The organism is Paludibacterium flexuosum (assembly GCF_037076605.1).
Classification (GTDB): domain Bacteria; phylum Pseudomonadota; class Gammaproteobacteria; order Burkholderiales; family Chromobacteriaceae; genus Paludibacterium.
On sequence record NZ_AP029060.1, the window covers coordinates 1,474,539 to 1,500,529 of the forward strand.

The window sequence follows — 25,991 nt, forward strand, 5'->3', positions numbered from 1 at the left end:
TCCTTATATAGCAGCCATGGATACGGGACAAGTCTGCCGCCACTGCCGCTTGCTGTGGTCTTGATCTGGATCTGATACCGGCGATTGGCGGCGGTGATGCACAAATGTTGCACTTTTGTGCTTTTTGATGAAAATTCATTTTCACATCTTAATTTGAATGAAAATTTTAATTTCAATTCAATATAAGATTCTCTCTGACGAGCAGGACGGGCTTTCGATAAAAATTCGCCAATCAATCGGCCATATCAGTAGAAAACTAGCCAAAATGGCGCGATGTCCGGCATGTCCGGTTTGCGAAAGATCAACTTGTCGGCCTGACCGGCTCCGCACACTGAGGGCGGCAATCAGGGCACTGATCTGCAGTGCCCGCCATCAGGGAGAAGAATATGCGACACACGATTTTGGCAACATGTCTGGCCTTGGCCAGTGCCGGGGTTTTCGCGGCCACGCAGTACACGGGGGACAAGATTGACGGTGTGCCCGTCATCAGCAAGCTGGATGTCAGTGACCTGCCTGCAGGCACGGTTCAGCATTTCTGGTTTCAGGGTGTCGAAAATGCCATCGGACAGCATCAGTATGTTCCGGTCATGGTCGCCAAGGGTGTCGAGCCCGGCCCCAGGCTGGGCCTGCAATCCGGTTTGCATGGTGATGAACTGAATGGCACGCGAACGGTGCAGAAGGTGTTTGATGCCATTGATCCGGCCAGGCTGAAGGGGGTGGTGATCGGGGTCGTCGGGGCCAACCCGACTGGCATGCTGGCCAATAATCGCAACTTCCAGTTGCAAAACGATGGGGGCGACATGACCGACCCCAATCGGCTCTGGCCGGGCAAGGAGCACAAGGACGCCGGTAAACGCCATATCTGGCTGCTGTGGAATCAGCTCTGGGGCGGCAACGTCGACTTGTTCATCGACTTGCACACGCAAAGTCGTGGCACGGCCTATCCCTTGTTTGTGTATACCGATGCGCGGATCACCCAATCGTTCGACATGGCCAAGTTGATTCCTGCTGATCAGATCAAGCTGGATCCGGGTGAGCCCGGCTCGGCGGAAACCACCTTCGACGAGAACAAGGTTCCTGCCATTACCATGGAAATCGGCCAGGCCAAGCTGTATGAAACGGCGCTGATCGAGAAAAGCTATATCGGCGTGATGAATGTGCTGGTCGCCAATCACATGCTGCCGGGCAAGCTGGGCAAGACCTCTCGCGAAGCCAAGACCTATTTCGGCAATGATATGACGTCGGTGCGGGCAGAGGTCGGCGGTTTTGCCGAGGTGTTGGTCGCGCTCAATCAGGATGTGGTGAAGGGGCAGAAAATCGCGGTGCAACGTGATGCCTTCGGCAAGGTGCTCAAGACCTACTTCGCGCCGGAGAATGGCCGCGTGCTTTCAATAGGGACCGACCCGCTGCGTGAGCCGGGTGGGCTGCTGGTGCGCCTGCTGCTGCAGAATCCCGCCGCCGAATGCAAATTGGGCTGTTGATCGGTGCATGGCATCGGCGCATTGCATCGGTGCATTGCATTGGCGCATTGCATCGGTGCATTGCATTGGCGCATTGCGTTGGCGCATTGCATCGGTGCATTGCGTTGGCGCATTGCATCGGTGCATTGCATCGGTGCATTGCCTCCGGCGAATGCACCCTACGCGAATGCACCCTACGCGAATGCACTCTACGCGAATGCACTCTACGCGAATGCACCCTACGTGGTCCGTAGGGCGCAATCTTTCATTGCGCCGTCCACATGCGGTGGCGCATTGTCCGCGGTGAATGCGCCCCATGAAAAACCCCCGGCATCTGACGATGCCGGGGGTTTTGTTTCAGCCTGAGGTCTTAGCGGTAGCTGTCGGTCGACGGGCAGCTGCAGACCAGGTTGCGGTCGCCGTAGACGTCATCGATGCGGTTCACGCTCGGCCAGAACTTGTTGTCGAACACATACGGCAGCGGGAACAGGGCTTCTTCGCGGCTGTAGGGGTGCGACCAGTCGCCGGCGATGTCGGCCTTGCTGTGCGGTGCATTGCACAGCGGGTTGTCATCCTTCGGCCAGATGCCGTTCTGTACCTTGTCGATCTCGGCGCGGATCGCCAGCATGGCGGCGATGAAGCGGTCGAGTTCGGCCTTGGACTCCGATTCGGTCGGCTCGATCATCAGCGTGCCCGGTACCGGGAAGCTCATGGTCGGCGCATGGAAGCCGTAGTCCATCAGGCGCTTGGCCACATCCACTTCGGTGACGCCGCTGGCGGCCTTGAGCGGACGCAGGTCGATGATGCACTCGTGGGCCACCCGGCCATTGGCGCCGGTATACAGCACCGGGTAATGTCCGGCCAGGGCGCTGGCAATGTAGTTGCCGTTGAGCAGGGCGTTGCTGGTGGCCTGTTTCAGGCCTTCGGCGCCCATCATGGTGATGTACATCCACGAGATCGGCAGGATCGAGGCCGAGCCGAACGGTGCGGCGGACACGGCACTCTGCCCTTCCGAGCCATTGGCAATCGGGGTCACCGCATGGTTGGCCATATGCGGGGCCAGGTGGGCCTTCAGGCCGATCGGCCCCATGCCCGGGCCGCCACCGCCGTGCGGAATGCAGAAGGTCTTGTGCAGGTTCATGTGGCTGACGTCGGCACCGATATCGGCCGGACGCATCAGGCCGACCTGGGCATTCAGGTTGGCACCGTCCATGTACACCTGACCGCCATGGGCATGCACGATCTCGCAGATCTCTTTGATCGAGGCTTCGAACACGCCGTGGGTCGACGGGTAGGTGATCATCAGGCAGGCCAGGTTGGCGCTGTGCTGCTCGGCCTTGGCCTTGAGATCGGCCACATCGACGTTGCCGGAGTCGTCGCAATCCACCACCACGACCTGCATGTTCATCATTTGTGCCGAGGCCGGGTTGGTACCGTGTGCCGAACGCGGGATCAGGCAGACATGGCGATGGCCTTCGCCACGTGCTTCATGGTAGCGGCTGATCGCCAGCAGGCCGGCGTACTCGCCCTGGGCACCCGAGTTCGGCTGCATGCAGATGGCGTCGAAGCCGGTGATGGCCTTGAGCTGCTCGGCCAGGCCGTCGATCATCTGCAGATAGCCACCCACCTGATCGCGCGGCGCGAACGGATGGATGTTGGCGAATTCGGGCCAGGTGATCGGCAGCATTTCGCTGACGGCGTTGAGCTTCATGGTGCAGGAGCCCAGCGAGATCATCGAATGGTTCATCGCCAGATCGCGGTTTTCCAGCCGCTTCAGGTAACGCAGCATTTCGTGTTCGGTGTGATAACGATTGAACACCGGGTGGCTGAGGATGGCGGATTCGCGCTTGAGCGAGGCCGGGAAGGCATCGGCGGTAGCGGCGTCCAGTGCTGCCAGGTCGGTGTCCTTGCCGGTGAACAGGCGGATCAGGGCCTGCAGGTCGTCGGCGGTGGTGGCTTCATGGAAGCTCAGGCCGACGATGCCATGGCCGGCATCGCGCAGGTTGTAGCCGGCGTCGCAGGCGGCGCGCAGCACGTCGGCGGCACGGCTGCCGAGATCGACTTGCACGGTGTCATAGAAGCGGTCGAATACCAGCTTGCCGCCGGCCTGCTTCACGGCGGCCGCAAACAGGGCCGCCAGGCGGTGGATGCGATGGGCGATGCGCTGGATGCCTTGCGGGCCGTGGTAGACGGCGTACATGCCGGCGATATTGGCCAGCAGGACCTGCGAGGTGCAGATGTTGGAGTTGGCCTTTTCGCGGCGGATGTGTTGTTCGCGAGTCTGCAGGGCCATGCGCAGGGCCTGTTTGCCCTTGGCGTCGACCGACACCCCGATGATGCGGCCCGGGGCCGAGCGCTTCATGTCGTCCCTGAAGGCGAAGTAGGCAGCGTGTGGGCCACCGAAGCCCATCGGCACGCCGAAGCGCTGGGTCGATCCCAGGGCGATGTCCGCGCCCAGTTCGGCCGGTGACTTGAGCAGCACCAGGGCCATGATGTCGGCGGCCACGATGGCCACCGCACCGCGGGCCTTGGCGGCGGCAATCGGTGCCGACAGGTCCAGCACATCGCCGGCTTCACCGGGGTACTGGAACAGCGCACCAAAGTATTCTTCCTGACCGGCCTGCTCCGGATGCCCCTGACTCAGCTCGAAGCCGAAGTACTTGGCACGGGTTTTCAGCACGTCCAGGGTTTGCGGCAGCACGCGGCTGTCGACGAAGAAACGGTTCGACTTGCTCTTGGAGACGCGACGCGCCATGGCCATGGCTTCGGCGGCGGCGGTGGCTTCGTCCAGCAGCGAGGCGTTGGCCAGCTCGAGGCCGGTCAGGTCGATCACCATCTGCTGGTAGTTGAGCAGGGCTTCCAGACGGCCCTGGGCGATTTCGGCCTGGTACGGGGTATAGGCGGTATACCAGCCCGGGTTTTCCAGCACATTGCGCAGGATGACCGCCGGGGTCAGCGTCGGGTGGTAGCCCATGCCGATATACGATTGTTTGATCACGTTCTGCCGGGCCAGCTGTTTGAGCACTTCCAGTGCCTCGGCTTCCGGACGGGCCTCCGGCAGTGGCAGTTTGCCGCGCAGGCGGATGGCGGACGGTACGGTCTGATCGATCAGGTCTTCCAGCGAGGAAGCGCCGACGGTGGCCAGCATGGCCTGACGGTCGGCATCGGACGGTCCGATATGACGGGCGATGAATTCATCGCGGTTGAACAGCTGGGAAAGCGTGGTCATGGCTTCAATCCTTGCATCAATTCCGGAGACACATTGAAGTAGGGTGCATTCGCCATCGGCAATGCACCCTCGCAATGCGCCGAAAAGACAGGCTTACTCGCCGATTTCGGCAGCGTAGGCGGCAGCGTCCATCAGGGCGTCAAAGTCGGCCGGGTTGGCCGGACGCATCTTGAAGAACCAGCCTTCGCCATACGGGTCGGTATTGGCCAGCTGCGGCTCGGCTTCCAGCGTGGCATTGACTTCCACCACGGTGCCGGCGATCGGACAGTACACATCGGAGGCAGCCTTGACCGACTCCACGACCCCGGCCTGCTCGTCGGCCGCCAGGGCGGCTTCGACTTGCGGCAGCTCGACGAACACGATGTCGCCCAGCAGTTCCTGCGCATGGTGGGTGATGCCCACGGTGATCACGCCATCGGCGCCAAGGCGCAGCCACTCGTGGCTGGCAACATATTTCAGGTCGGACGGAATATTGCTCATTACAAACTCCCTGTGTTCGTATGGGTTGCGATTATTCGAAAACCTTCTTGCCATTGCGCACGAACGGCATTTTGACCACGCGCACCGGGGTCAGGGTGCCACGCAGATCCACTTGCGCCTCTGCACCGGTACCGACCGGCACACGGGCAATGGCAATGGAATGCTTGAGGGTGGGCGAGAAGCTGCCGCTGGTAATCACGCCTTCGCCGACGCCGGGCACCACTACGCGCAGACCATCGCGCAGCACGCCGCGGCCTTCCAGCACCAGGCCCACCTGTTTCATCTTCAGACCGGCCGCCTTGGCGGCTTCCAGCGCCTTGCGACCATTGAAGTCGCGCTCGGCCGGTTCCCAGGCGATGGTCCAGCCCATGCCGGCTTCCAGCGGCAACACGCTTTCATCCATGTCATGACCGTACAGGTTCATGCCGGCTTCCAGCCGCAGGGTGTCGCGCGCGCCCAGACCACACGGCGCCACGCCACCGGCGATCAGCGCACGGAACAGCCCGGCAATCTCTTCGGCCGGCAGCATCAGCTCCAGACCATCCTCACCGGTATAGCCGGTGCGGGCGATGAACCACTCACCACAGAAGACGCCCTGGAAGACCTTGAGCGCCTTGACGCGGTCGGCCGCTTCCGGCTTGACGTCGCAGAACTTGGCGATGGCATTCGGGCCCTGCACGGCCAGCATGGCCAGGTCGCGGCGCACCTTGAGTTGCACGTCGAAGCCGGCGCGCTGGCTTTCCATCCAGGCCAGGTCCTTTTCGGTGGTGCCGGCATTGATCACCATGCGGTAGCCGTAGCTGGTCAGGTAGACGATCAGGTCGTCGACCACGCCGCCGTCCTGGTTGAGCATGCCGGAATACAGCGCCTTGCCTTCGAAGCCGAGCTTGGCGACATCGTTGGCGATGAGTTTTTGCAGCCAGGCCCTGGCTTGCGAACCGGTGATATCCACCACCGTCATGTGGGACACATCGAACATGCCGGCATCGGCACGCACCAGTTCGTGCTCCTTGAGCTGCGAACCATAGTGGATGGGCATTTCCCAACCGGCAAAATCAACCATCTTGCCTTGGGCGGCAACATGTTCTGCAAACAGGGGTGTGCGTTTCGGGGCCGTCATGGCGCATCCTCAAAGAAGTGTGTGAAAGCACTAATGCAACTCACACCCCTCTGTCCTGACACCTGAGATTTTCCGGTCATTCGACCGTTAGCCCCTTCGGTGGATGCTGCGGCACCGCTCTCCAGAGTTTTCGAACCTGACGGTTCTGACGATGCAGTCCTTTTGCCTGAGCGATTGCGGGTGCGCTTGCGCCTTCGGCGGCCGGTCGGACCGGCTCTCTCCTGCATGAATGGCGATTATCAAGGGTGAATAGACGGTTGGCAAGACACTGGCCAACGAATATGACAATAGTTTTATCTAAAGCAAGTCTCGCTCATCCGTCCCACCCTGCCTGCCCTGTCATTGCGCCTGTGGCGCACAGGATTCTCGCACTAACAAACGAGGCGGCAGGAGGGTGTCCGACACGCTTTCCCCACGCAGTCGGCGCACCAGCAGTTCGGCCGCCCGGGCGCCGAGCGCGGGCATGTGGGTGTCAACCGTCGTCAGCGGCGGGGTCATGCAGGCAGAGGCCGGCACGGCATCGAAGCCAATCAGCGAGACTTGCCCGGGTACGGCCAGACCGTGACGGTACAAGGCCAGACGGGCACCGGCGGCCATCTGGTCGTTGGCGGCAAAAATGGCGGTGAAGGACTGCCCCTGTGACAACCAGTGCTCGACCGCCTGCTCGCCGCTGGCCGGCAGCCAGTCGCCCTCGCGGATCAGCGCCGGCTCCGGCGCCAGACCGGCCTCCTGCATGGCCTGCCGGTAACCTGCCAGCCGGGCCCGGGCACTGGCGCGGTCTGCGGGTCCGGCAATATGGGCGATGCGCCGATGTCCCAGCGATAACAGATGTTGCGTGGCCTGCCAGGCCCCCTGCTGATTGTCGACGCCGAGACGCCATGCGGCCGGCGCGCCGGCGCCGATGACCATCAGTGGCAGCCGGGCGGCCAGCCGCGCCAGGGCCTCGTCCGGCAGGGCGCTCGACAGGATGATCAGGCCGTCGACCCGCTGCGACAGCAGCAGATCGATGCGCTTCTGTTCTTCTTGCGCCAGCCAGTGACCACAGGCCATCAGCGGGACATAGCCCTGGGCGCTCAGCGTCTGGTCAATGCCGAGCAAGGCGGCACTCAGCAGCGGGCTGTCCACGGCCGGCGTCAGCACGCCGATGGTCATGGAGGCGCCGCGCTTCAGGCTTTGCGCCAGCGCATTGGGGCGATAGTCCAGTGCGGCGATGGCCTCTTCCACGGCCTGGCGGGCCGAGGCGGACAGGCGGGCTTTGCCGCTGAGGAAACGCGAGACGGTGCTGGCGGAAACGCCGGCGCGTTGGGCGACCGCCATCAGCGTCGCCGGGGAATGAGGCGCAGAAACAGACATGAGCATCCTGATTGATTGCTTTGCCGACATCTTAGCGCATTTCAATCATGCAAACGTTGTCATTTTTATTGACAACGTTTGCAAAAGCAAAAATACTGATCAAAACAGCGTAACCAGGAGTCAGCACATGCATCATCGTCAATGGCAGCCCTTCCCGAGCGATTTCCTCTGGGGTGCCGCCTCGGCAGCCTATCAAATCGAGGGCGGGTGGCAGGCAGACGGCAAGGGGCCGTCGGTATGGGATGTGTTCAGCAAGCAGCCGGGGCGGACCTTCAAGGGCAGTAACGGTGATGTGGCGGTCGATCATTACCATCGCTATGCCGAAGATGTCGCCCTGATGGCCGAGATGGGGCTGAAGGCGTATCGCTTCTCGATCAGCTGGCCACGCATTTTCCCGCAGGGCCGGGGCGAGCCGAACGAAGGCGGTCTGGCTTTCTATGAGCGGCTGATCGATGCCTTGCTGGCACACGGGATCGAGCCGGTGGTGACGCTGTATCACTGGGATGCCCCGCAATGTCTGATGGATGAGTATGGGGCCTGGGAGTCGCGGCGCATTGTCGACGACTTTGATCATTACTGCCGCACCCTGTTCCAGCGTTTCGGCCACAAGGTGCGCACCTGGATCACGCTCAACGAGCAGAACATCGACACCATCCGCAGCTACCTGCTGGCCAAGCACCCGCCCGCCGTGCAGGACCGTCGTCGCTTCTATCAGGCCAATCATCACGCCTTCCTGGCCAATGCGCGCGCCATCCGTTCTTTCCGCGAGCTGGTGCCGCAGGGTCGCATCGGGCCGACGTTCAGCTATTGCCCGGCGTATGCCGCCAGCAGCCAGCCTGCCGACATCATCGCGGCAGAGAGTGCCGAAGAGTTCAATAATCACTGGTGGCTGGATGTGTATGTCACCGGGCAATATCCGCGTTCAGCCTGGCGCTGGCTGGAGGCCCAGGGCGAGGCGCCGCAGACAGAGGCCGGCGATGCCGAGCTGCTGGCCAGTGCCCGGCCGGATTTCCTCGGCATCAATTACTATTTCTCGCAAACCTTCGAAGACAACGGACTGGACGGTGTCGGTGCCGCCGACTTCAATACCAGTGGCCAGAAAGGCAGTACGCCGGACAGCGGCGTTCCCGGCTTGTTCAAGACCGTGGCCAACCCGCATCTGCCGACGTCCAACTGGGACTGGGCGATTGATCCGGATGGTCTGCGCATTACCCTGCGCCGGGTCACCAGCCGCTACCGGCTGCCGATCCTGATTACCGAAAACGGCCTGGGCGAGTTCGATACCCTGACCGATGACGGCAAGGTGCATGACGACTACCGCATTGATTTCCTGCGCCGTCATCTGCTGGCCTGCCAGCAGGCCATCAGCGACGGCACCGAGCTGCTCGGCTACTGCGCCTGGTCGTTTACCGATCTGCTCAGCTGGCTCAACGGTTATCAGAAGCGTTACGGCTTCGTGTACATCAACCGTGACGAGACCGACCCGCGCGATCTGGCGCGCATCCGCAAGGACAGCTTCTTCTGGTATCAGCGCGTGATCCGCGCCAACGGCAGCCAGGGGTTGCTGGCCGACTGATCCAGCCTGCCCCCCGGTGGTTTGCCGCCCCCCGGCCATCTGGCCCGGGGGCGGTATTATTTCTTGCCATTCCTGCCGATGCTGACTATCAGGTATGAATAACAATCCATAATCGCCAAACGCCTGTGCAGGGAGCGCGAGCCATGGCCGAATCCCATCCTCCCGCGGATCATCCCTTCATCGACGGCAGCTCGGTCAGGGTCCTGCTGTGTCTGCTGATTGCCGGCCTGGTACTGCTCACCGCCATACCGCTGATGCTGTTTTATTACCAGCAATTGCAACAGCAGCAGCTCATTGCACAAAACCGCCTGTTCCGGCAAAGCGTGCATGCGGTCAGCCAGGAGGTCAGTCAGGCCGGAAGCCGGGCGGAAACGGCAGTCGCGCTGCTCGCCAGCCTGCCGACACCGGCACCGGCACAAGCCGCCCAGCAGATCGGACTGTTCATTGCCAGTCTGCAGAACAATCCTGACTTGCAGGCCGTATTCTGTGGTCAGGAGGATGGCGCTTTCTTGCTGGTGCGCCGCCTGGACGGCGCCATCCGCCAGCGCTTTGCCCATGCCCCGCCCGGTACCCGCTGGCTGCTGCAGCAGATTCCGCCTCACGCCGCCGGTCCGGCCCGGCAGCAGTTCCAGTTCATGAATCACGAGGGACGGGCGCTCGCCGCCCCTTTCTATGTCATCCGGTCCTACCACCCGGCGCAGCGGCCCTGGTTTCAAATGGCTCAGACAGCGACCGGCGTGGTGCACACCGGCCTGTATCGCTTTGCCACCACCGAGGAACTGGGCATCACCCATGCGCGCCGCAGCCATGACGGCAAGGTGATCTACGGTGTCGACACCCAGCTCTCGCGGCTGCACAGCCTGCTGCTGCAACAGCGGCCCAGCCCGCATGCCCGGCTGATCTTGCTGGATGCCCAGCGCAATCTGCTGGTCGGCACGACACAGGATGCCCGCCTGGCAGACGCCGCGCTGCAGGCCTGGCAGCAGCAGTCCCCTCAGTCGCTGTCGGCGACCTGGCAGGCAGAGAATGAAAGCTGGCGGGTGGCCCTGAGTCAGGTGGCCAGTCAGGGCGCCGCCCCCTTGCAATTGCTGATGCTGGTACCGGAGCACGAGGTATTTGCCGAAGGGGTGGCCATCAGCCGCGATGCAGTGCGCATTCCCCTTCTGCTTCTGCTGGTACTGTTGCCGCTGGGCTGGCTGCTGGCCAACTGGATCAGCCGGCCGATTCAGCATCTGGTGGAAACCACGCTGCGCATCCAGGCCATGGATTTCGATACCCCGCCACTGCAACGCACGCCGGTACGGGAGATGAATGCCCTCATGACGGCGACCGAATCGATGAAGATCACCATCCGCGACTTCATTGGTCTGAGCCGGCAAATCGTCGCCGAAACCGAGACCGGGCAATTGATGCAAATGTTGCTGCAAACCACCCGGCAGGCGATGGACGCCGAGCGGGCTGCCATCTGGTTGCGGCAGGACGATCAGCTCGTGCCCAGTTGCGGACAGACACAGCAGGCGGAGACCCTGGCCATCGGCACTCTGCCGGTGGACGATGCCCTGCTGGCGGCACTGAGCGGCACGGGTGGCGAGGCGGCCATGCTGAGTGTCCGCACGGCATGGCTCCCGCAGGGTATGCAGGCGCTGTGTCCCGGACAGACAGCCCGCCTGACGGTGTTTGTCTTGCGGCTGGAGAATCAGGCGATGAACGGACTGCTGGTGCTGGCGGATCCGGCACAGGGACCCATTGCACCGAACTGGGGCCGCCTGAACTACCTGAAAGCGCTGGTCAGCTTTGCTGCCATCGCCCTGCACAACCGGCAACTGGCCAACTCGCTGCAGACGCTGATGAATGCGCTGGTCGAGCTGATTGCCAGTGCGATTGATACCAAATCGCCTTATACCGGCGGACACTGCAAGCGTGTGCCGCACATTGCCCAGGCGCTGGCAGAGGCGGCGGAGCAATGCCGCCACGGCAGCCTGGCGGATTTCAGCATGCGTGAAGAGGATCGCCAGGCCCTCTTTTTCGCCAGCTGGCTGCATGATTGCGGCAAGGTCACCACGCCGGAATACATCGTCGACAAGGCCACCAAACTGGAAACCCTCTACAACCGCATCCACGAAATCCGCATGCGCTTCGAGGTCCTCAAACGCGATGCCGACATTCGTTACTGGCAGGGCCTGTGTGCGGGCGGCGACCCTCATTTACTGCAGCAGCAACGGACCGAGGCGCACTCACAGCTGGATGCGGATTTTGCCTTTGTCGCGCACTGCAATATCGGCAGTGAAGCCATGTCCGATGCGGATCTGGCGCGCCTGCAGCAGATCGCCGAGCGGCGCTGGCAGCGCACACTCAGCGACCGTCTGGGGCTGGGGCACCTCGAATCGCAACATGTGGCACAAACAGCGGCTGCATCCTTGCCGGTCGAGGAGAAGCTGCTCGACGACAAGGCGATTCACCGCTATCCCTGGCCGGCGGACAGCCGGCAGGAGGATCTGCGCTGGGGCTTTACCCTGCAGCGACCGGCCTGGCGCGCCAATCTCGGCGAGTACTACAACCTGTCCATCCGGCGCGGCACGCTCAACGAAGAGGAGCGTTACAAGATCAACGAGCACATCATGGAGACCATCAAGATGCTCGGCACGCTGCCGTTGCCGGCGCACCTGCAGCAGGTGCCGGAAATTGCCGGCGGTCATCATGAGCGGATCGACGGCAAGGGCTATCCGCGCGGGTTGAAGGGTGCGCAGATGAGCGTACTGGCACGGGTCATGGCGATTGCGGATGTGTTTGAGGCGCTCACCGCCTCGGACCGGCCCTATAAAGAAGCCAAGCCGATGAGCGAGGTGTTGAAAATCATGGTGCAAATGGCCTGCGGCGGGCATCTGGACGTCGCGCTGCTGCGGGTCTTCCTGCAAGACGATATCTGGCGCAGCTACGCCGAACAATTCATGGCGGCCGGGCTGCAGGACGTGGTGTCAGCCGCGCCCTATCTGGCGATGCTGCCGGACAACTGACGTCTCGGGGGCAATCAAACAGAAACGGGGCCATCGGCCCCGTTTTCTTGTCACCGTGTCACGCGCGCGGCGTGACAATCAGGCGATCAGTACCATTCGATCCCGGCCTTTTCGGTCGAGATGATGGTGCCGGCCTTGCCTTCGACGATCATTTCGATGTCTTCCAGCGCGCCGATCACGGCACGCTTGCCGGTCAGACGGGCAAATTCGCAAGCCGCTTCGACCTTCGGGCCCATGGAGCCGGCCGCAAAGCCCAGCTTGTCCATTTCGTCCGGGTGAGCCATGCGGATGGCCTTGGCTTCCGGGGTACCCCAGCCAACGAACACGCTCTTCACGTCGGTGGCGATCACGAAGTAATCGGCTTCGACTTCACGCGCCAGCAGGGAGGAGGACAGGTCCTTGTCGATGACGGCTTCGACACCACCCAGGCGCTTGCCGCTGGCATCGTACATGGTCGGGATGCCGCCACCGCCGGCAGCGATCACCACGGTGCCCTTTTCCATCATCCACTTGATCGGACGCATTTCGAAAATGCGCTTCGGCTTCGGGCTCGGTACCACACGACGGTAGTACTCGCCATCGGCCTTGACGGTCCAGCCCTTTTCGGCGGCCATCTTTTCAGCGTCTTCCTTGGTGTAGACCGGGCCGACGAACTTGGTCGGGTTCTTGAATGCCGGATCATTGGCATCGACTTCGGTCTGACACAGGATGGTGGCCAGCGGCACTTCGAACGGCAGCTCGTTACCCAGCTCTTGTTCGATCATGTAGCCGATCATGCCTTCGGTCTGGGCGCCCAGCACGTCCAGCGGGTACGGGGTCACCTTGCCGTCAACGTGACGGGCATAGGCATCATTCTGCAGACCCAGCAGGCCAACTTGCGGGCCGTTACCGTGAGCCACGACCAGTTGGTGCTTGTTGGCGACGGTCGCCAGTTGCTTGGCGGCGATCTTGACGTTGTTGCGCTGGTTTTCGGCGGTCATCACTTCACCGCGGCGTTGCAGGGCGTTACCACCCAGAGCTACGACTACTCGCATGTTGCTTACCTCAAAACTTGTTTCATTCGTCAATAGAGGGCGTCGTCACGATGGGCACGACGCCCGGTCCGACCATTACGGCAGATCAGTCACCCAGGGTGGCGACCAGGATCGCCTTGATGGTGTGCATGCGGTTTTCAGCTTGTTCGAACTGCAGGGCCATCGGCGACTCGAAGACGTCTTCGGTCACTTCCACGCCGTCCAGACCGAAGGTCTCGAAGACCCACTGACCGATCTTGGTTTCCTTGTTGTGGTACGCCGGCAGGCAGTGCATGAACTTCACGTTCGGGTTGCCGCTGGCCTTCATCAGCGCCATGTTGACCTGATACGGCTTCAGCAGGTCGATACGTTCCTTCCAGGCCGATTCCGGCTCGCCCATCGACACCCAGACGTCGGTGTGAACGAAGTCGGTACCCTTCACGGCTTCGACCGGATCTTCGGTCAGCGTGATGCGGGCGCCGGTTTCAGCGGCGATCTTCTTGCACTCGGCAACCAGTTCGTCGGTCGGCCACAGGTGCTTCGGCGCACCGATGCGTACGTGCATACCCAGTTTGCAACCGATCACCAGCAGCGAGTTACCCATGTTGTTGCGGGCGTCACCCATGTAGGTGTAGCTGATCTGGGACAGCGGCTTGTCGCTGTTTTCCCACATGGTCAGCACGTCGGCCAGCATCTGGGTCGGGTGGAATTCGTCGGTCAGACCGTTGTACACCGGCACACCAGCGTAGGCAGCCAGTTCCTTCTCAACCATTTCCTGGCTGAAACCACGGTATTCGATGGCATCGTACATGCGGCCCAGAACGCGGGCGGTATCCTTCATCGATTCCTTGTGACCGATCTGCGAACCGGACGGGCCGAGGTAGGTCACGTGCGCGCCCTGGTCATAGCAGGCCACTTCGAACGCACAGCGGGTACGGGTCGAGGTCTTTTCGAAGATCAGAGCGACATTTTTGCCCTTCAGGTGCTGCTGCTCGGTGCCGTTGTACTTGGCACGCTTCAGATCACGGGCCAGGTCCAGCATGTAGCGGATTTCACGCGGGGTGAAGTCCAGCATCTTCAGAAAATGACGGTTGCGCAGATTGAAAGCCATGTCTAACTCCTGATGAATAAGGGGTTACTGCCAGAAAATGAATTACCGTTAAACGGGTATTACTGGCGCCCGTCCGCAACAGGCCGGGCGCCGTCAGATCAGATCGATACAGCGTCGCGGATCAGCGGGCAGGTCATGCAGTGACCACCACCACGGCCACGGCCCAGTTCGGCGGCCGGGATCTCGATCACTTCCACACCATGCTCGCGCATCAGGCGGTTGGTATAGGTATTGCGGTCGTAAGCCACCACCACGCGGCGGTCCAGGGCCACGACGTTATTGCCGTCATCCCACTGTTCGCGTTCGCGCTGGTAGGCATCACCACCGGTCTGAATCATGTTGATTTCCTTCAGACCCAGGGCTTCGCGCACCACTTCGGTCAGGTGCTTGCCTTCGTGACGTTCGAAGCGGACTTCGCCTTCCTTGTCGCCCTGGTACATGCTGGTGCAGGTGATCTCGTCGACCACGTCCGGGAAGACCGACAGCAGGTCGATGTCGAGGAAGCTGAACACGGTATCCAGGTGCATGGCGGCACGGGTCTTCGGCATTTCACAGGCGATGACGCGGGTCGCGCCGCCTTCCTTGCCCAGAATGTTGCGGGCCACTTGTACCACAGCCTGCGGGCTGGTGCGTTCGCCCATGCCGATCAGGACCACGCCGTTGCCGATCGGCATCACGTCGCCGCCTTCCAGGGTGGCCAGGCCATAATCCTTGTCGCTGTCACCCCACCATACCTTCACCTTGCCGGCGAAGTACGGGTGGAACTGGTAAACCGCCTGCTGCAGCAGGGTTTCCTGGCGGCGAGCCGGCCAGTACATCGGGTTCAGGGTGACGCCTTCGTACATCCAGCAGCTCGGGTCGCGCTGGAACAGAATGTTCGGCACAGCCGGCAGCACGAAATCGGAGTGTTCCAGATAGCCACCGAACAGGCCCTTGGCGTCGAACGGCAGTTCGAACTTGGCGATACCGCCAATCATGTGTTCGGCCAGCTGGAAGGCCGGCATTTCATCCAGCCAGGCACGCAGGTCACCCAGCATGCCGATGCCGACGTTGTCGGCCTTGATCTTGCGATCCAGTACCCAGGCACGACCGGCCTTGTCTTCCAGCACCTTGGCCAGCGCTTCGGTCAGCTCGATGACATGCACGCCGCGAGCGCGCATTTGTTCCACCATGTAGTCGTGGTCTTTCTGCGCGCGTTCTACCCAGATCACATCATCAAACAACATGCTGTCACAGTTGCCCGGGGTCAAACGCTTGTGAGCCAGGCCAGGACGGGCAACCATCACGCTATGGAGCTTGCCGCATTCAGAGTGGACACCAAACTTGGTCATCTTGCTTCCTTCAATATCGCCATCATTGTGAAATTGTTCGCAACCGCTACGGTCGCAACGACTGCGCATGGCTCATCGGCAACGGCTCAAGCCGGTCATCCAGACCAGATTGAACCCGTTTGATACGCGGAAAGGCGAAACCCGATTTGCCGCATGTGCCGCAGACACGGCACACGAGTGGAAACTGATTCAGGAGCCCTGATTCTCAGCCTCGATCCTGCCATCAATAACAAGAATTAGAATATTCTAAAACTCTTGAATATTAACATTCCGATTTGCTGAGCTGCAATCATAGTAAGGACATGGCATTCGGGCAAAGAAGATTGATGTAATAATTGATAAAGGTCAACTTATCTATATTGCGTTTTATTGACAAAGTTTCTTGCAAGCGGTATTAGGCGAAAATTCACGTCGCATTAACGCAAGTGGGTTTATATCCACGACATATTCACATCAAAAACCGGACCTTTTGGCACATTCTCCAGACGCCAGTGATTGTGGGCCCATGACCACAGCTCGGAGAGCGAAATCAGTCCGGCCGGCGGGCGATGACCCAGCCGGGTCAGTGCCAGGGCCAGCTCATCCAGTGCGGCATCGGCACTGATTGAGGGTGCCAGCGTCTGTTTCGATAACTTCTCGCCCGCCGCATTGACCAGCAGCGGCAGATGGCAATATCCCGGCGTCGTCAGGCCCAGCCGCTGTTGCAGCCAGATCTGGCGCGGGGTCGACACCAGCAGATCCGCTCCGCGCACCACGTCGGTGACGCCCTGATCGGCATCATCCACGACCACGGCCAGTTGATAGGCCCAGTAACCATCGGCCCGCAGCAGAACGAAGTCACCGATGTCACGCGGCAGGTTCTGGGCATAGCGACCTTGCAGACGATCGCCAAAGGCCTGCTCGCCGGCGAGGTCAACCCGCAGACGCCAGGCCAGGCCTGGCTGCGGTTTCAGCTGCAGCGCACGGCAGGTACCGGGATACACGGCCCCGTCGAGCCCTCTGGCGGCCACCGCCTGGATCTCGCGTCGCGAACAGCGGCAGGCATAGGCCAGATCCTGATTGATCAGGGCGTCGAGTGCGGCACGATACCGCTCATGGCGCCGGCTTTGATAGACCACCTCGCCATCCCAGGCGAACCCCAGACGCGCCAGCGTGCGCAGGATTTCGTCAGCGGCACCGGGCACCATGCGCGGAGTATCGAGATCTTCGATGCGCACCAGCCAGCGCCCGCCCCGGGTCCTGGCCTCCAGATAACTGCCGACCGCGGTCATCAGGGAACCGGCATGCAGCAAGCCGGTCGGACTGGGCGCAAAACGCCCACAATAAGTGTGGGAATCGCAAATGGACGACATCGATTAAAATGACACTCTGAATCAGTCAATAAAAAGGGATTTTCCAATGGCCTACGTTGTAACGGATGCCTGTATCAAATGCAAATACACCGACTGCGTGGATGTCTGCCCGGTCGACTGCTTCCACGAAGGGCCGAATTTTCTCGCCATCGATCCGGATGAATGCATCGACTGCACGCTGTGCGTCGCCGAATGCCCGGTGGAAGCCATTTATGCCGAAGATGATATTCCGGCCGGCCAGCAGGTCTTTGTTTCGCTGAATGCGGAACTGGCAAAAAAATGGCCGCTGATTATACAGAAAAAAGATCCGTTGCCGGATCATGAGCAATGGGCAGCCGTCAAAGGCAAACTCGACCAGCTGGAAAAATAATCACCCGGGGGTCAGGTCTTGCATTTTGCGTCCGGACGCAAAATGCAAGACCTGACCCCGTCTTAATCGCCGTCTTAATCGAACAGGTCGATGCTGCCGCTCTGGCTTTCTTCCTGCACGATGCTGTCGCGGTATTGCTTTTCGCGTACGGCCAGTTTGGCCACTTTCTCGGTGTTCAGGCGGCGGATCATCACTTTGCCGCTATCGGTGAAGAAGTAGACTTTGCGCGCGGTTTCGCCCAGCAGGTCGCTGGCGACGATGGGGATGCGCTCCAGGTCGAGGTAGCTGCGCACGAAGGCGGCATTGAGTTCGCCGACGTTGACGACATTCATGCCGTCCAGCACTTTGCCGGCACCAAAGACCTTGGCTTGCAGCCGGTCGCGCCGGGCGCCGCGTTTTTGCATGTCGGTAATCAGCAGCTCCATGGCCTGAATGCCGAAGCGCGAGGACAGGCTGTCGGCGGCGGACACGCTGCGGCTTTCCGGCAGCATGAAGTGATTCATGCCGCAGACACCGGACGCCGGGTCTCGCAGACAGGCAGCGACACAGGATCCGAGCACGGTCACCAGCAGGCGGTCATCCTGGGTGGCGACATAATCGCCGGGCAACAGCTTGATCGCCGGCAGCCGGAACTGCTGGTCGAAGTAGTCTAGGCCGTGCCCGTTATGGGACATGACGCTCACCCGATCCGCAATTGTTCCAGCACCCTGGGCGCCAGACGGTCCAGAGGGCAGATCTCGTCCACCCCGCCGACTGCCACCGCCTCTTTCGGCATGCCGTAAACAATGCTGCTGGCCTCGTCCTGCGCCAGGGTATAGGCCCCGGCCTGGTGCATGGCCAGCATGCCGCGGGCACCATCCTTGCCCATGCCGGTCATGATCACGGCCACGGCGTCGCGCCCTACCCGCTCGGCGGCCGAATCAAACAGGACATCCACCGCCGGGCGATGACGGTTGACCGGTTCGCTCTGGTCAAGGCCGATATACCAGCCGGACTGCCGCCGGCAGATACGCATGTGCGAATGGCCCGGGGCGATATAGGCGGTGTTGCGGCATACGGCCTCGCCGTCTTCGGCTTCCTTGACGTGCATGGCGCAAAGCGTGTCGAGTCGATTGGCGAATGAAAACGTAAAGTTCTCGGGCATGTGCTGCACGATCAGGATCGGCGGACACTCGCCGGGCATACCTCCGAGAAAAGTGCGGATGGCTTCGGTCCCGCCGGTCGAGGCCCCAACGAATACCAGCTTGTTCGGATTCAGCCGCATGGGTCTGCCTGCCACGGGGGGCGCCGGCGCAACGGGGGGCCGGGTCGGCAGGCGCTTGCGTGCCGCGGCGGCCATACGGATTTTCTCGCGGATCTCTTCGGCGTAGGCCTGCATGCCGGCATTGACATTGGTGCTCGGTTTGGGGATGAAATCCACCGCGCCCAGTTCGAGGGCGGTCAGTGCGGTTTCCGAACCCTGCTGTGTCAGCGTGGAGATCATCAGTACCGGTGTGGGGCGCAGGCGCATCAGGCGCCGCAGGAATTCGATGCCGTCCATGCGCGGCATTTCGACATCGAGGGTAATCACATCGGGGTCGGTTTCACGGATGCGTTCGCGCGCCACCAGCGGATCGGCGGCCGTCGCCACCACCTCCATGTCGGGCGCACCATCGATGATGCTGGTCAGCAGGCTGCGGATCAGGGCCGAGTCATCGACCACCACTACCCGGATCTTGTTCACAGAAGGCGACATAGGCGTCTACCCGGCCTTGCGGTACGTCGTTCTGCCGCAGGGCGTAAAAATATCGGTAATCAGTTGAATATTCTCCGAATGCCCGAGGAACAGCAGGGCATGCGGCTGCATGTGTTCGGCCAGATGATGCAGGATGTTGCGCTGTGTCTCGCTGTCGAAATAGATCAGCACATTGCGACAAAACACGGCATCAAACAGCCCGATGTCCGGCCAGCGTTCGGCAATCAGATTGAGCTGGGCAAATTCGATCACTGCGCGCAACGCCGGTTTGATGCGCACCTTGCCTTCGTTGCTGCCCTTGCCGCGCAGGAAGTGTGTCTTGAGCTGTCGCTCTTTCAACAGGGCGATGCGCTCCTCCGGATACACCCCGTTGGCTGCCGTCTTGAGCACGTTGGTATCGATGTCGGTGGCCAGCAATTCAAAGCGGCACGGCACTTTGGGCCGGGTTTCGGCCAGGGTCATGGCGGCCGAATAAGCCTCTTCGCCCGTTGACGAGGCCGAGCTCCACACACGGTAGACCTCTCGTTCGGCGTGGTGGCTGTAATGTTTGGCCAGCATCTCGAAGTGATGCGGCTCGCGAAAGAAAGCGGTCAGATTGGTGGTCAGGGCATTGATGAATGACTGCCATTCGGGGTGTGCCGGATCGGCGGACAGGACATCGAGATAGACGCTGAAGCGCTTTTCCCCCATGGCACGAACCCGGCGGGCCAGGCGGGCATAGGCCATATCGCTTTTGGCATCGGACAAGGAGATACCGGCATGGCGATAGACCATGTCACGCACGCGGCGGAAGTCCGCCGCGGTAAAGGTCAGGTCACGATCATCAATCGACATGGCATTCCCGCTGCACGCTGCAAAGAAGACCGGGGGTGAAGGCTCTTGCTGGCCACGCCCCCCGGATCTCCGCCCCCATCAGAATTCTTCCCACTCCCCTTCGCCCTCACGTGTCGCCGACACCTGGGCAATGCGTGGCGCCGGGGTAGCGGCCGCATGGCTTTCCGGCTTGGGCAGTACCCTCTCTCCGGCCGGCGCCCGGCCGATCTGGGCCACCGAGGCCGGCTTGACCGGGGTCGCCACCGGCTTGACGACCTGTGCCGGGGCATCGCGGCGGACGCTCTTGTCACCCTCTTTCAACTTGAACAAGGCGACGGCCTCGGCCAGGTTGCGCGCCTGCTCTTCCAGCGATTCGGCGGCTGCCGCGGCCTCTTCCACCAATGCCGCGTTTTTCTGGGTGTTTTCGTCCATCTGCGTGACGGCCAGATTCACCTGTTCGATGCCGGAGCTCTGCTCGACCGAGGCGGCCGAGATTTCGCTCATGATGTCGGTGACACGGGTAATCGCCGAGACGATTTCCTGCATGGTACGACCGGCCTCATCCACCAGCCGCGAACCGGACTCGACTTTTTCCACCGAGTCGCCGATCAGGCCCTTGATTTCCTTGGCGGCACCGGCAGAACGCTGGGCCAGGTTGCGCACCTCGCTGGCCACCACGGCAAAGCCTCGGCCCTGCTCGCCGGCGCGCGCAGCTTCCACCGCCGCGTTGAGGGCCAGGATATTGGTCTGGAAGGCAATGCCGTCGATGACGCTGATGATGTCGACGATCTTGCGGGCGCTTTCGTTGATCTCGCTCATGGTCGACACCACCTGGCCGACGACCTGGCCTCCGCGCGATGCGATGTCGGACGAGCCGATGGCCAGTTGATTGGCTTTCTTGGCATTGTCGGCGTTCTGACGCACGGTACTGGTGATCTCTTCCATGCTGGAAGCGGTTTCTTCCAGGCTGGCTGCCTGCTGTTCGGTACGGCTGGACAGGTTGGCGTTACCGGCGGCAATTTCGCGCGAGGCGGTATTGATCGAGTCGGTCGACTCCTTGATGTTGGTGACGATTTCGCGCAGGCGCTCGACCGTGGTGTTGGTATCTTGCTTGAGGGTACCAAACAGGCCCTGATAGTCGCTGTGGATGGTATGGGTCAGATCGCCCTTGGCGACGGCACTCAGCACGTTGGCAATATCCTGCAGGCCATTACTGGTGACATCCAGCAGCGAGTTGAGCGCTTCACCCAGCATCTTGAAGAAGCCTTCCTTGCCCTCCATGCGCACGCGGTGTTCAAAGTCACCCCGCGAGGCGGCGCTGACAATCGCCGAGACCTCTTCCTCCACCTGCACTTCCAGGGTGCGGTCGCGCCATTCCACCGCGGTCCCGAGGCGATCGCCACCGGCGGTGAAGACCGGGCTGGCGGCCAGCGAGAAGGTCCGGCCACCAACCTTGATCTGGGTACGGTGGGTACCGCGCAGGTTGGCCAGCATGTCGCGCTGATGCGAAGGCGTCTTGTGGAAGCCGTCAAACGAGCGCCCGAGCAGGCCGCGTGCTTCGAAATTCGGCAGGTCCTTGCGGATGTCCGACTCGGCGTTCTGCATCAGTTCCTGCACACTGCGGTTCATATAGATGATGTTGCCGTTGGGGTCGGCAATCATCACGCTGGTGCTGACATTGTCCAGGGCGCTGCGGATACGGGCATTTTCTTCCGACAGCTTGCGCTCTTCGGCCAGACGCTCCTGTTCGCGCTCCTGCATTGCCAGTTCGGCGGTCTTGTCCTGCCACTCGACCGTGGTGCCGAGTACGGCACCGCTCTTGCCAAATACCGGCGTGGCACTGATGGTCAGGGTCCGTCCGCCGATCTTGATGGTGCCGTTGTGGGTCTGGCGCAGGTCCTTGATCAGACGTTGCTGGTGTGACGGATTGCGGTGGAAGGTATCCATGCTGCTGCCAAGAATGTTGTTGGCACTGAAGCTGGGGATTTCCTTGCGGATATCGGCCTCGGCAGCGCGGAACAGGTTGAGTACCGCTTCATTCATATAGATGATGCGGTTGCTGGCATCGGCGATCATCACATTGGTGCCGGCCGCATCCAGCGCCTTGCGTACGCGGATGTTCTCGATGGCTTGCTGCGCCGCCTTGCTCATATAGGCAAACAGGCTGCTGTCATCGCCCTTTTTCAGGTTCAGCGTGGTGGTGACCTCACCTTCGGCCAGTTCCTCCATCAGCTTGCGGGCTTCTGCCGGCTCGCCGCCCAGCTCGCTCATCAGCGAACGGGAGATCAGCCAGCCGGCAATGATGGCCAGCAGCAGCGTCACGCCCGCCGATATCATCAGCACCCATTCCGTACGGCTCGCCTGATTGGAAGACTGGTTGGCCAGTTGCTGGGACTGATCCTGCTCCAGCTTGATCAGCTTGTTGACCTGATCCATGTAGACCAACTGAGTATTCCGCATCTGGCTGAGCAGGAACTTGCGTGCTTCCTCTTTTTTGCCTTCCTTGAACAGCTGGATAAAAGTCGCATAGTCGTTGCGATAGCCGGTGCGCGATGTCTGCGCCTCCTGCTGTAGCTGCATGCTTTCCGCGCTGCCGGGCGTGTTGGTCAGGACCTCAAAGGCAGCCGTCACCTCCCGGCTGGATGCTTCGGCCTGCTTGATCTGCCCGTCGATCATGTCCTGACTGTCGGCCAGCAACATGGTCCGGACAGAGCGGGCATGCGCATTGACCGCATCGATAATATCGTTGGCGGCCTTGGCCCGGGGCACGTGAACCGACGACGTTTCTTCGACGCTGGCCCGCAAGCTGCTGATCTGAGAAACGGCGATCCCCATACTGGCTGCGATCACCACAATCACCAGACCGAAGCCGAGCGTCAGCCGGTGCTTTACTTTCATGCTAGCCATTTGACACACCTCCCAGTTGTTGGCCGCTTTGGGCATGACGCTCGACTTCCATCAAGCTCATTTCCGCGCTACTCATCAATCGTTCGATATCCATCACAATCACCATGCTGTCGCCGACCGGCGTCAGGCCTTCGATATAGGCGGTGTCGACAGCGGCACCGAATTCCGGCGCCGGTCGGATGGCCTCCGGCTTGAGCTGGATCACGTCCGACACGCCGTCGACCACGATGCCGACCGTGCGTGACAGCACGTTGAGAATGATCACCACGGTGAAGGGGGTGTAACTGGCGTCGCCCAGGTCGAATTTGAGCCGCATGTCGACAATCGGCACGATGCTGCCGCGCAGATTGACTACCCCCTTGATAAAGTTCGGCGCACCGGCGATGCGCGTCACGGACTCATAGCCACGGATTTCCTGCACCTTGAGGATGTCGATGGCGTATTGTTCGGCGCCGAGTGTGAATACCAGCAGTTCTCTGGCTGCCGCCAGCGCCGGATCTTCCATATCGGTTTGTGTCATGTTCCCGTTCCCCCTGATAAGGCCTTATTCGGTACTCGCCAGATTCATGCTCAGCGCCTGGGCGGCTTTCTGATTGCGGCGCACGATGGTGGTGACGTCCAGAATCAGCGCCACATGCCCGTCGCCCATGATGGTGGCCCCGGACAGGCCTTCGACTTTGTGGTAATTGGTTTCCAGGTTCTTCACCACGAACTGCTGCTGGCCGATCAGGTCATCGACCAGCAGTGCCACCCGGGTGTCGTCGCTCTCGACGATGATCAGGATGGCCTCGGTCGGTTCATGGCGGGCATCGGGCACATGGAACATCTTGCCCAGCGCCACGATCGGCAGGTATTCGCCGCGCACATTGACCACCCTGCCGCGGCCGGACACGGTGCGCACGTCCTGGGGCTGCGGCTGCAGGGATTCGAGAATGAAGGACAGCGGCAGGATGTAGGTCTCCTGACCGATGCGCACCGACATGCCGTCCATGATGGCCAGGGTCAGCGGCAGATGGATGCCGATGGTGGTGCCGTAGTCGCGCAGGGATTCAATCTCCACCCGGCCGCCGAGGGTCTGGATGTTGCGCTTGACCACGTCCATGCCGACACCGCGACCGGAGACATCGGTGATCTGCGCCGCCGTGGAAAAGCCCGGCTCGAAGATCAGGTTCCAGACTTCCACATCGCTCATGCTGTCGGACACGGCCATGCCGCGTTCACGGGCCTTGGCCAGGATGCGTTCGCGATCGAGGCCGGCGCCGTCATCGGTGACTTCGATGACGATGCTGCCCCCCTGATGGAAGGCGCGCAGGGTCAACTGCCCCTGAGGCGACTTGCCCTTGCGGATGCGTTCTTCCGGTGACTCGATGCCGTGATCGAGGCTGTTGCGCACCAGGTGGGTCAGCGGGTCGGCCAGCTTCTCGATGAAGCTTTTGTCCAGTTCGGTGTTTTCGCCCACCATCTTCAGCTCGACTTGCTTGTCGAGTTTTTGCGCCATGTCGCGCACCACGCGCGGGAAGCGGTTGAAAACAAAGGCGACCGGCGTCATGCGGATCGACATCACGGCTTCCTGCAATTCGCGCGAGTTGCGCTGCAGCAGGTTGATGCCGTTGATCAGTCTTTCATGCTCGACCGAGTCCAGCGCATTGCCGGACTGCATCAGCATGGACTGGGTGATGACCAGTTCGCCGACCAGGTTGAGCAACAGATCCACTTTTTCGATATTGACGCGGATGGAGTTTTCCGCCGAGGCCGCGCTGCTGGCAGCTGGTGCCGCTCGCTCGCTGCGTTCGCCCGGTGTCGGAGGGTGGGGCGGCGCGGCGTGTGGTGAAGCCTGTGCCGGCTCGGCAGCCGGGGGCGGCGGGACGGGGTGGAACAGGCCGAAGCCCTCGTCCTCGATGGCTTCGTGCGGCGCATCGACCGGCGTGAACAGACCGAAGCCGTCCTCTTCCAGCATCACATCCGGGCTGGGCGCGGCCGGGGCGCCCAGAAACAGGCCGAAGCCTTCGGTTTCTTCGGCACCGAGATCGCGCGTGACTCTGAACACCGACGGGTCCAGTGCAAAAGCCAGGGTTTCACAGACTTCGGGCAGGTCCATGGCGGAATGCAGCTTGAGTACCCAGGGCAGGGCCGGTTCGGCACTGCCCTGCTGCACGGTCTGCAACTCGCCGTGGCGGGACAGGTCATCGATCAGCGCAGCGACATCCACGGATTCCAGCGGATCGATTTCGATGAACAGATCGTGCCATGCAGGCGGCGCGGGTGCTGCCTGCGGCGCGCTGACGACTTCCTGCTGCCCCTGACCGAGGGCGTCCAGGGTTTGCTTGACCTGCTCGACCTCCGCTTCTTCGACCGGCTCGCCGCCGCGGTGGCTGGCCAGCAGAGCGGCCAGTACATCCTTGGCATGCAGGAAGGCATCGACCATCGGCGCGGTCAGGTCCAGGGTCCCTTTGCGGATGCGGTCCAGCAGGTTTTCCAGTACATGGGTCAGTTCGGCCAGGTCGCTGAAGCCAAAGGTGGCGCTGCCGCCCTTGATGGAGTGTGCGGCACGGAAAATGGCGTTCAGGGCCTCCTGGTCCGGGGCATGAATGTCCAGTTCCAGCAACAGGGACTCCATCGACGCCAGGTGTTCGTCGGTCTCATCGAAAAACACTTGATGAAACTGCGTCATATCAATCGACACTTGATCCCCCTCCAGTAAGGCGCGACATCAAGACTTGCCCGCCGGTGCAGACGCCGCCGGCCGGGGTCGGCTAGCCGACCAGGCGCTTGACGACGTCCAGCAGTTTTTGCGGATCAAACGGCTTGACCAGCCAGCCGGTTGCGCCGGCCGCCCGTCCCATGGTTTTCATTTGTTCGCTGGACTCGGTGGTCAGCATCAGGATCGGCGTGCTGCCATAGGCGGGCAGTTTGCGCAGTGCCCGCACCAGGGACAGGCCATCCATGCCCGGCATGTTCTGGTCGGTCAGCACCAGGTCGAAATGTGCGCTCTGTGCAGTCGTCAGGCCGGCCTGGCCATCCACCGCTTCACTCACGTCGTAACCGGCGCTTTTCAGGGTGAAGCTGACCATTTGGCGAATGGAGGCCGAGTCATCGACCGTCAGAATCTTCTTTGCCATGATGTTCC

The 25,991-nt window shown here is 61.5% G+C and carries 19 protein-coding genes and 2 riboswitches; of the genes, 4 read left to right on the forward strand and 15 right to left on the reverse strand.

What is annotated here, in order from left to right:
- Window positions 1-386 precede the first annotated feature (386 nt).
- On the forward strand, window positions 387-1,481 hold the full coding sequence (locus tag AACH39_RS07000; protein ID WP_215781619.1) for a succinylglutamate desuccinylase/aspartoacylase family protein: 1,095 nt from the start codon (window positions 387-389) through the stop codon (window positions 1,479-1,481).
- Between the two features lie 349 nt (window positions 1,482-1,830).
- On the opposite strand, the gene gcvP is transcribed toward AACH39_RS07000, so the two are convergent.
- The 4 genes from gcvP to AACH39_RS07020 all read right to left on the reverse strand — a co-directional run bounded on the left by gcvP (window position 1,831) and on the right by AACH39_RS07020 (window position 7,642).
- On the reverse strand, window positions 1,831-4,689 hold the full coding sequence (gcvP, locus tag AACH39_RS07005; RefSeq protein WP_338621182.1) for an aminomethyl-transferring glycine dehydrogenase: 2,859 nt from the start codon (window positions 4,687-4,689) through the stop codon (window positions 1,831-1,833).
- Between the two features lie 93 nt (window positions 4,690-4,782).
- A complete protein-coding gene (gene gcvH, locus AACH39_RS07010) occupies window positions 4,783-5,169 on the reverse strand; it encodes a glycine cleavage system protein GcvH (RefSeq protein ID WP_215781616.1) in 387 nt (128 codons plus the stop codon).
- A 31-nt stretch (window positions 5,170-5,200) separates the two neighbouring features.
- Complete coding sequence (gcvT, locus tag AACH39_RS07015; protein WP_215781608.1) at window positions 5,201-6,289, reverse strand: glycine cleavage system aminomethyltransferase GcvT; 1,089 nt, start codon at window positions 6,287-6,289, stop codon at window positions 5,201-5,203.
- A 40-nt stretch (window positions 6,290-6,329) separates the two neighbouring features.
- Window positions 6,330-6,424: riboswitch (glycine riboswitch) on the reverse strand.
- 9 nt (window positions 6,425-6,433) lie between these two features.
- Window positions 6,434-6,523: riboswitch (glycine riboswitch) on the reverse strand.
- A 105-nt stretch (window positions 6,524-6,628) separates the two neighbouring features.
- Window positions 6,629-7,642, reverse strand: coding sequence for a LacI family DNA-binding transcriptional regulator (locus tag AACH39_RS07020; RefSeq protein ID WP_338621183.1), 1,014 nt, complete (start codon window positions 7,640-7,642; stop codon window positions 6,629-6,631).
- A 127-nt stretch (window positions 7,643-7,769) separates the two neighbouring features.
- Between AACH39_RS07020 and AACH39_RS07025 the strand changes: the two genes are divergently transcribed.
- Together AACH39_RS07025 and AACH39_RS07030 are read left to right on the forward strand one after the other, a co-directional pair.
- On the forward strand, window positions 7,770-9,218 hold the full coding sequence (locus tag AACH39_RS07025) for a glycoside hydrolase family 1 protein (protein WP_215781604.1): 1,449 nt from the start codon (window positions 7,770-7,772) through the stop codon (window positions 9,216-9,218).
- A 143-nt stretch (window positions 9,219-9,361) separates the two neighbouring features.
- Window positions 9,362-12,232, forward strand: coding sequence for an HD domain-containing phosphohydrolase (locus AACH39_RS07030; RefSeq protein ID WP_338621184.1), 2,871 nt, complete (start codon window positions 9,362-9,364; stop codon window positions 12,230-12,232).
- 86 nt (window positions 12,233-12,318) lie between these two features.
- Here the strand turns inward: AACH39_RS07030 and arcC are convergent, their stop codons facing one another.
- From arcC to gluQRS, 4 genes are all read right to left on the reverse strand, one after another.
- Window positions 12,319-13,266 (reverse strand): carbamate kinase, encoded by a 948-nt coding sequence (arcC, locus tag AACH39_RS07035; protein WP_215781599.1) that lies wholly within the window; start codon window positions 13,264-13,266, stop codon window positions 12,319-12,321.
- Window positions 13,267-13,351: 85 nt separating this feature from the next.
- Window positions 13,352-14,356: an ornithine carbamoyltransferase gene (locus AACH39_RS07040; protein WP_215778195.1), complete on the reverse strand. Its 1,005-nt coding sequence runs from the start codon at window positions 14,354-14,356 to the stop codon at window positions 13,352-13,354.
- Between the two features lie 98 nt (window positions 14,357-14,454).
- Entirely contained in the window at window positions 14,455-15,687 is a 1,233-nt protein-coding gene (locus AACH39_RS07045) for an arginine deiminase (RefSeq protein ID WP_215781597.1), read from the reverse strand.
- A gap of 431 nt (window positions 15,688-16,118) precedes the next feature.
- The gene (gene gluQRS / locus AACH39_RS07050; protein WP_338621185.1) at window positions 16,119-17,039 is read right to left on the reverse strand and encodes a tRNA glutamyl-Q(34) synthetase GluQRS; all 921 of its coding nucleotides are present in this window, start codon (window positions 17,037-17,039) and stop codon (window positions 16,119-16,121) included.
- 46 nt (window positions 17,040-17,085) lie between these two features.
- Between gluQRS and fdxA the strand changes: the two genes are divergently transcribed.
- Window positions 17,086-17,409 carry a ferredoxin FdxA gene (gene fdxA / locus AACH39_RS07055; RefSeq protein ID WP_215781592.1) on the forward strand — a complete coding sequence of 108 codons (324 nt, stop codon included), beginning with the start codon at window positions 17,086-17,088 and terminating at the stop codon, window positions 17,407-17,409.
- Between the two features lie 74 nt (window positions 17,410-17,483).
- Here fdxA and cheD read toward each other — a convergent pair whose 3' ends face one another.
- The 7 genes from cheD to AACH39_RS07090 all read right to left on the reverse strand — a co-directional run bounded on the left by cheD (window position 17,484) and on the right by AACH39_RS07090 (window position 25,983).
- Window positions 17,484-18,083: a chemoreceptor glutamine deamidase CheD gene (gene cheD / locus AACH39_RS07060; protein WP_215781590.1), complete on the reverse strand. Its 600-nt coding sequence runs from the start codon at window positions 18,081-18,083 to the stop codon at window positions 17,484-17,486.
- A gap of 5 nt (window positions 18,084-18,088) precedes the next feature.
- Window positions 18,089-19,144, reverse strand: coding sequence for a chemotaxis response regulator protein-glutamate methylesterase (locus tag AACH39_RS07065; RefSeq protein WP_252346181.1), 1,056 nt, complete (start codon window positions 19,142-19,144; stop codon window positions 18,089-18,091).
- A 6-nt stretch (window positions 19,145-19,150) separates the two neighbouring features.
- Window positions 19,151-19,978 carry a CheR family methyltransferase gene (locus AACH39_RS07070; RefSeq protein ID WP_215781586.1) on the reverse strand — a complete coding sequence of 276 codons (828 nt, stop codon included), beginning with the start codon at window positions 19,976-19,978 and terminating at the stop codon, window positions 19,151-19,153.
- A 78-nt stretch (window positions 19,979-20,056) separates the two neighbouring features.
- A complete protein-coding gene (locus tag AACH39_RS07075; RefSeq protein WP_338621186.1) occupies window positions 20,057-22,855 on the reverse strand; it encodes a methyl-accepting chemotaxis protein in 2,799 nt (932 codons plus the stop codon).
- A gap of 1 nt (window position 22,856) precedes the next feature.
- The gene (locus tag AACH39_RS07080) at window positions 22,857-23,384 is read right to left on the reverse strand and encodes a chemotaxis protein CheW (protein WP_252346180.1); all 528 of its coding nucleotides are present in this window, start codon (window positions 23,382-23,384) and stop codon (window positions 22,857-22,859) included.
- 24 nt (window positions 23,385-23,408) lie between these two features.
- On the reverse strand, window positions 23,409-25,535 hold the full coding sequence (locus AACH39_RS07085) for a chemotaxis protein CheW (protein ID WP_252346179.1): 2,127 nt from the start codon (window positions 25,533-25,535) through the stop codon (window positions 23,409-23,411).
- Window positions 25,536-25,617: 82 nt separating this feature from the next.
- Window positions 25,618-25,983, reverse strand: a complete 366-nt coding sequence (locus tag AACH39_RS07090; protein ID WP_215781579.1) for a response regulator — start codon at window positions 25,981-25,983, stop codon at window positions 25,618-25,620.
- Window positions 25,984-25,991 lie beyond the last annotated feature (8 nt).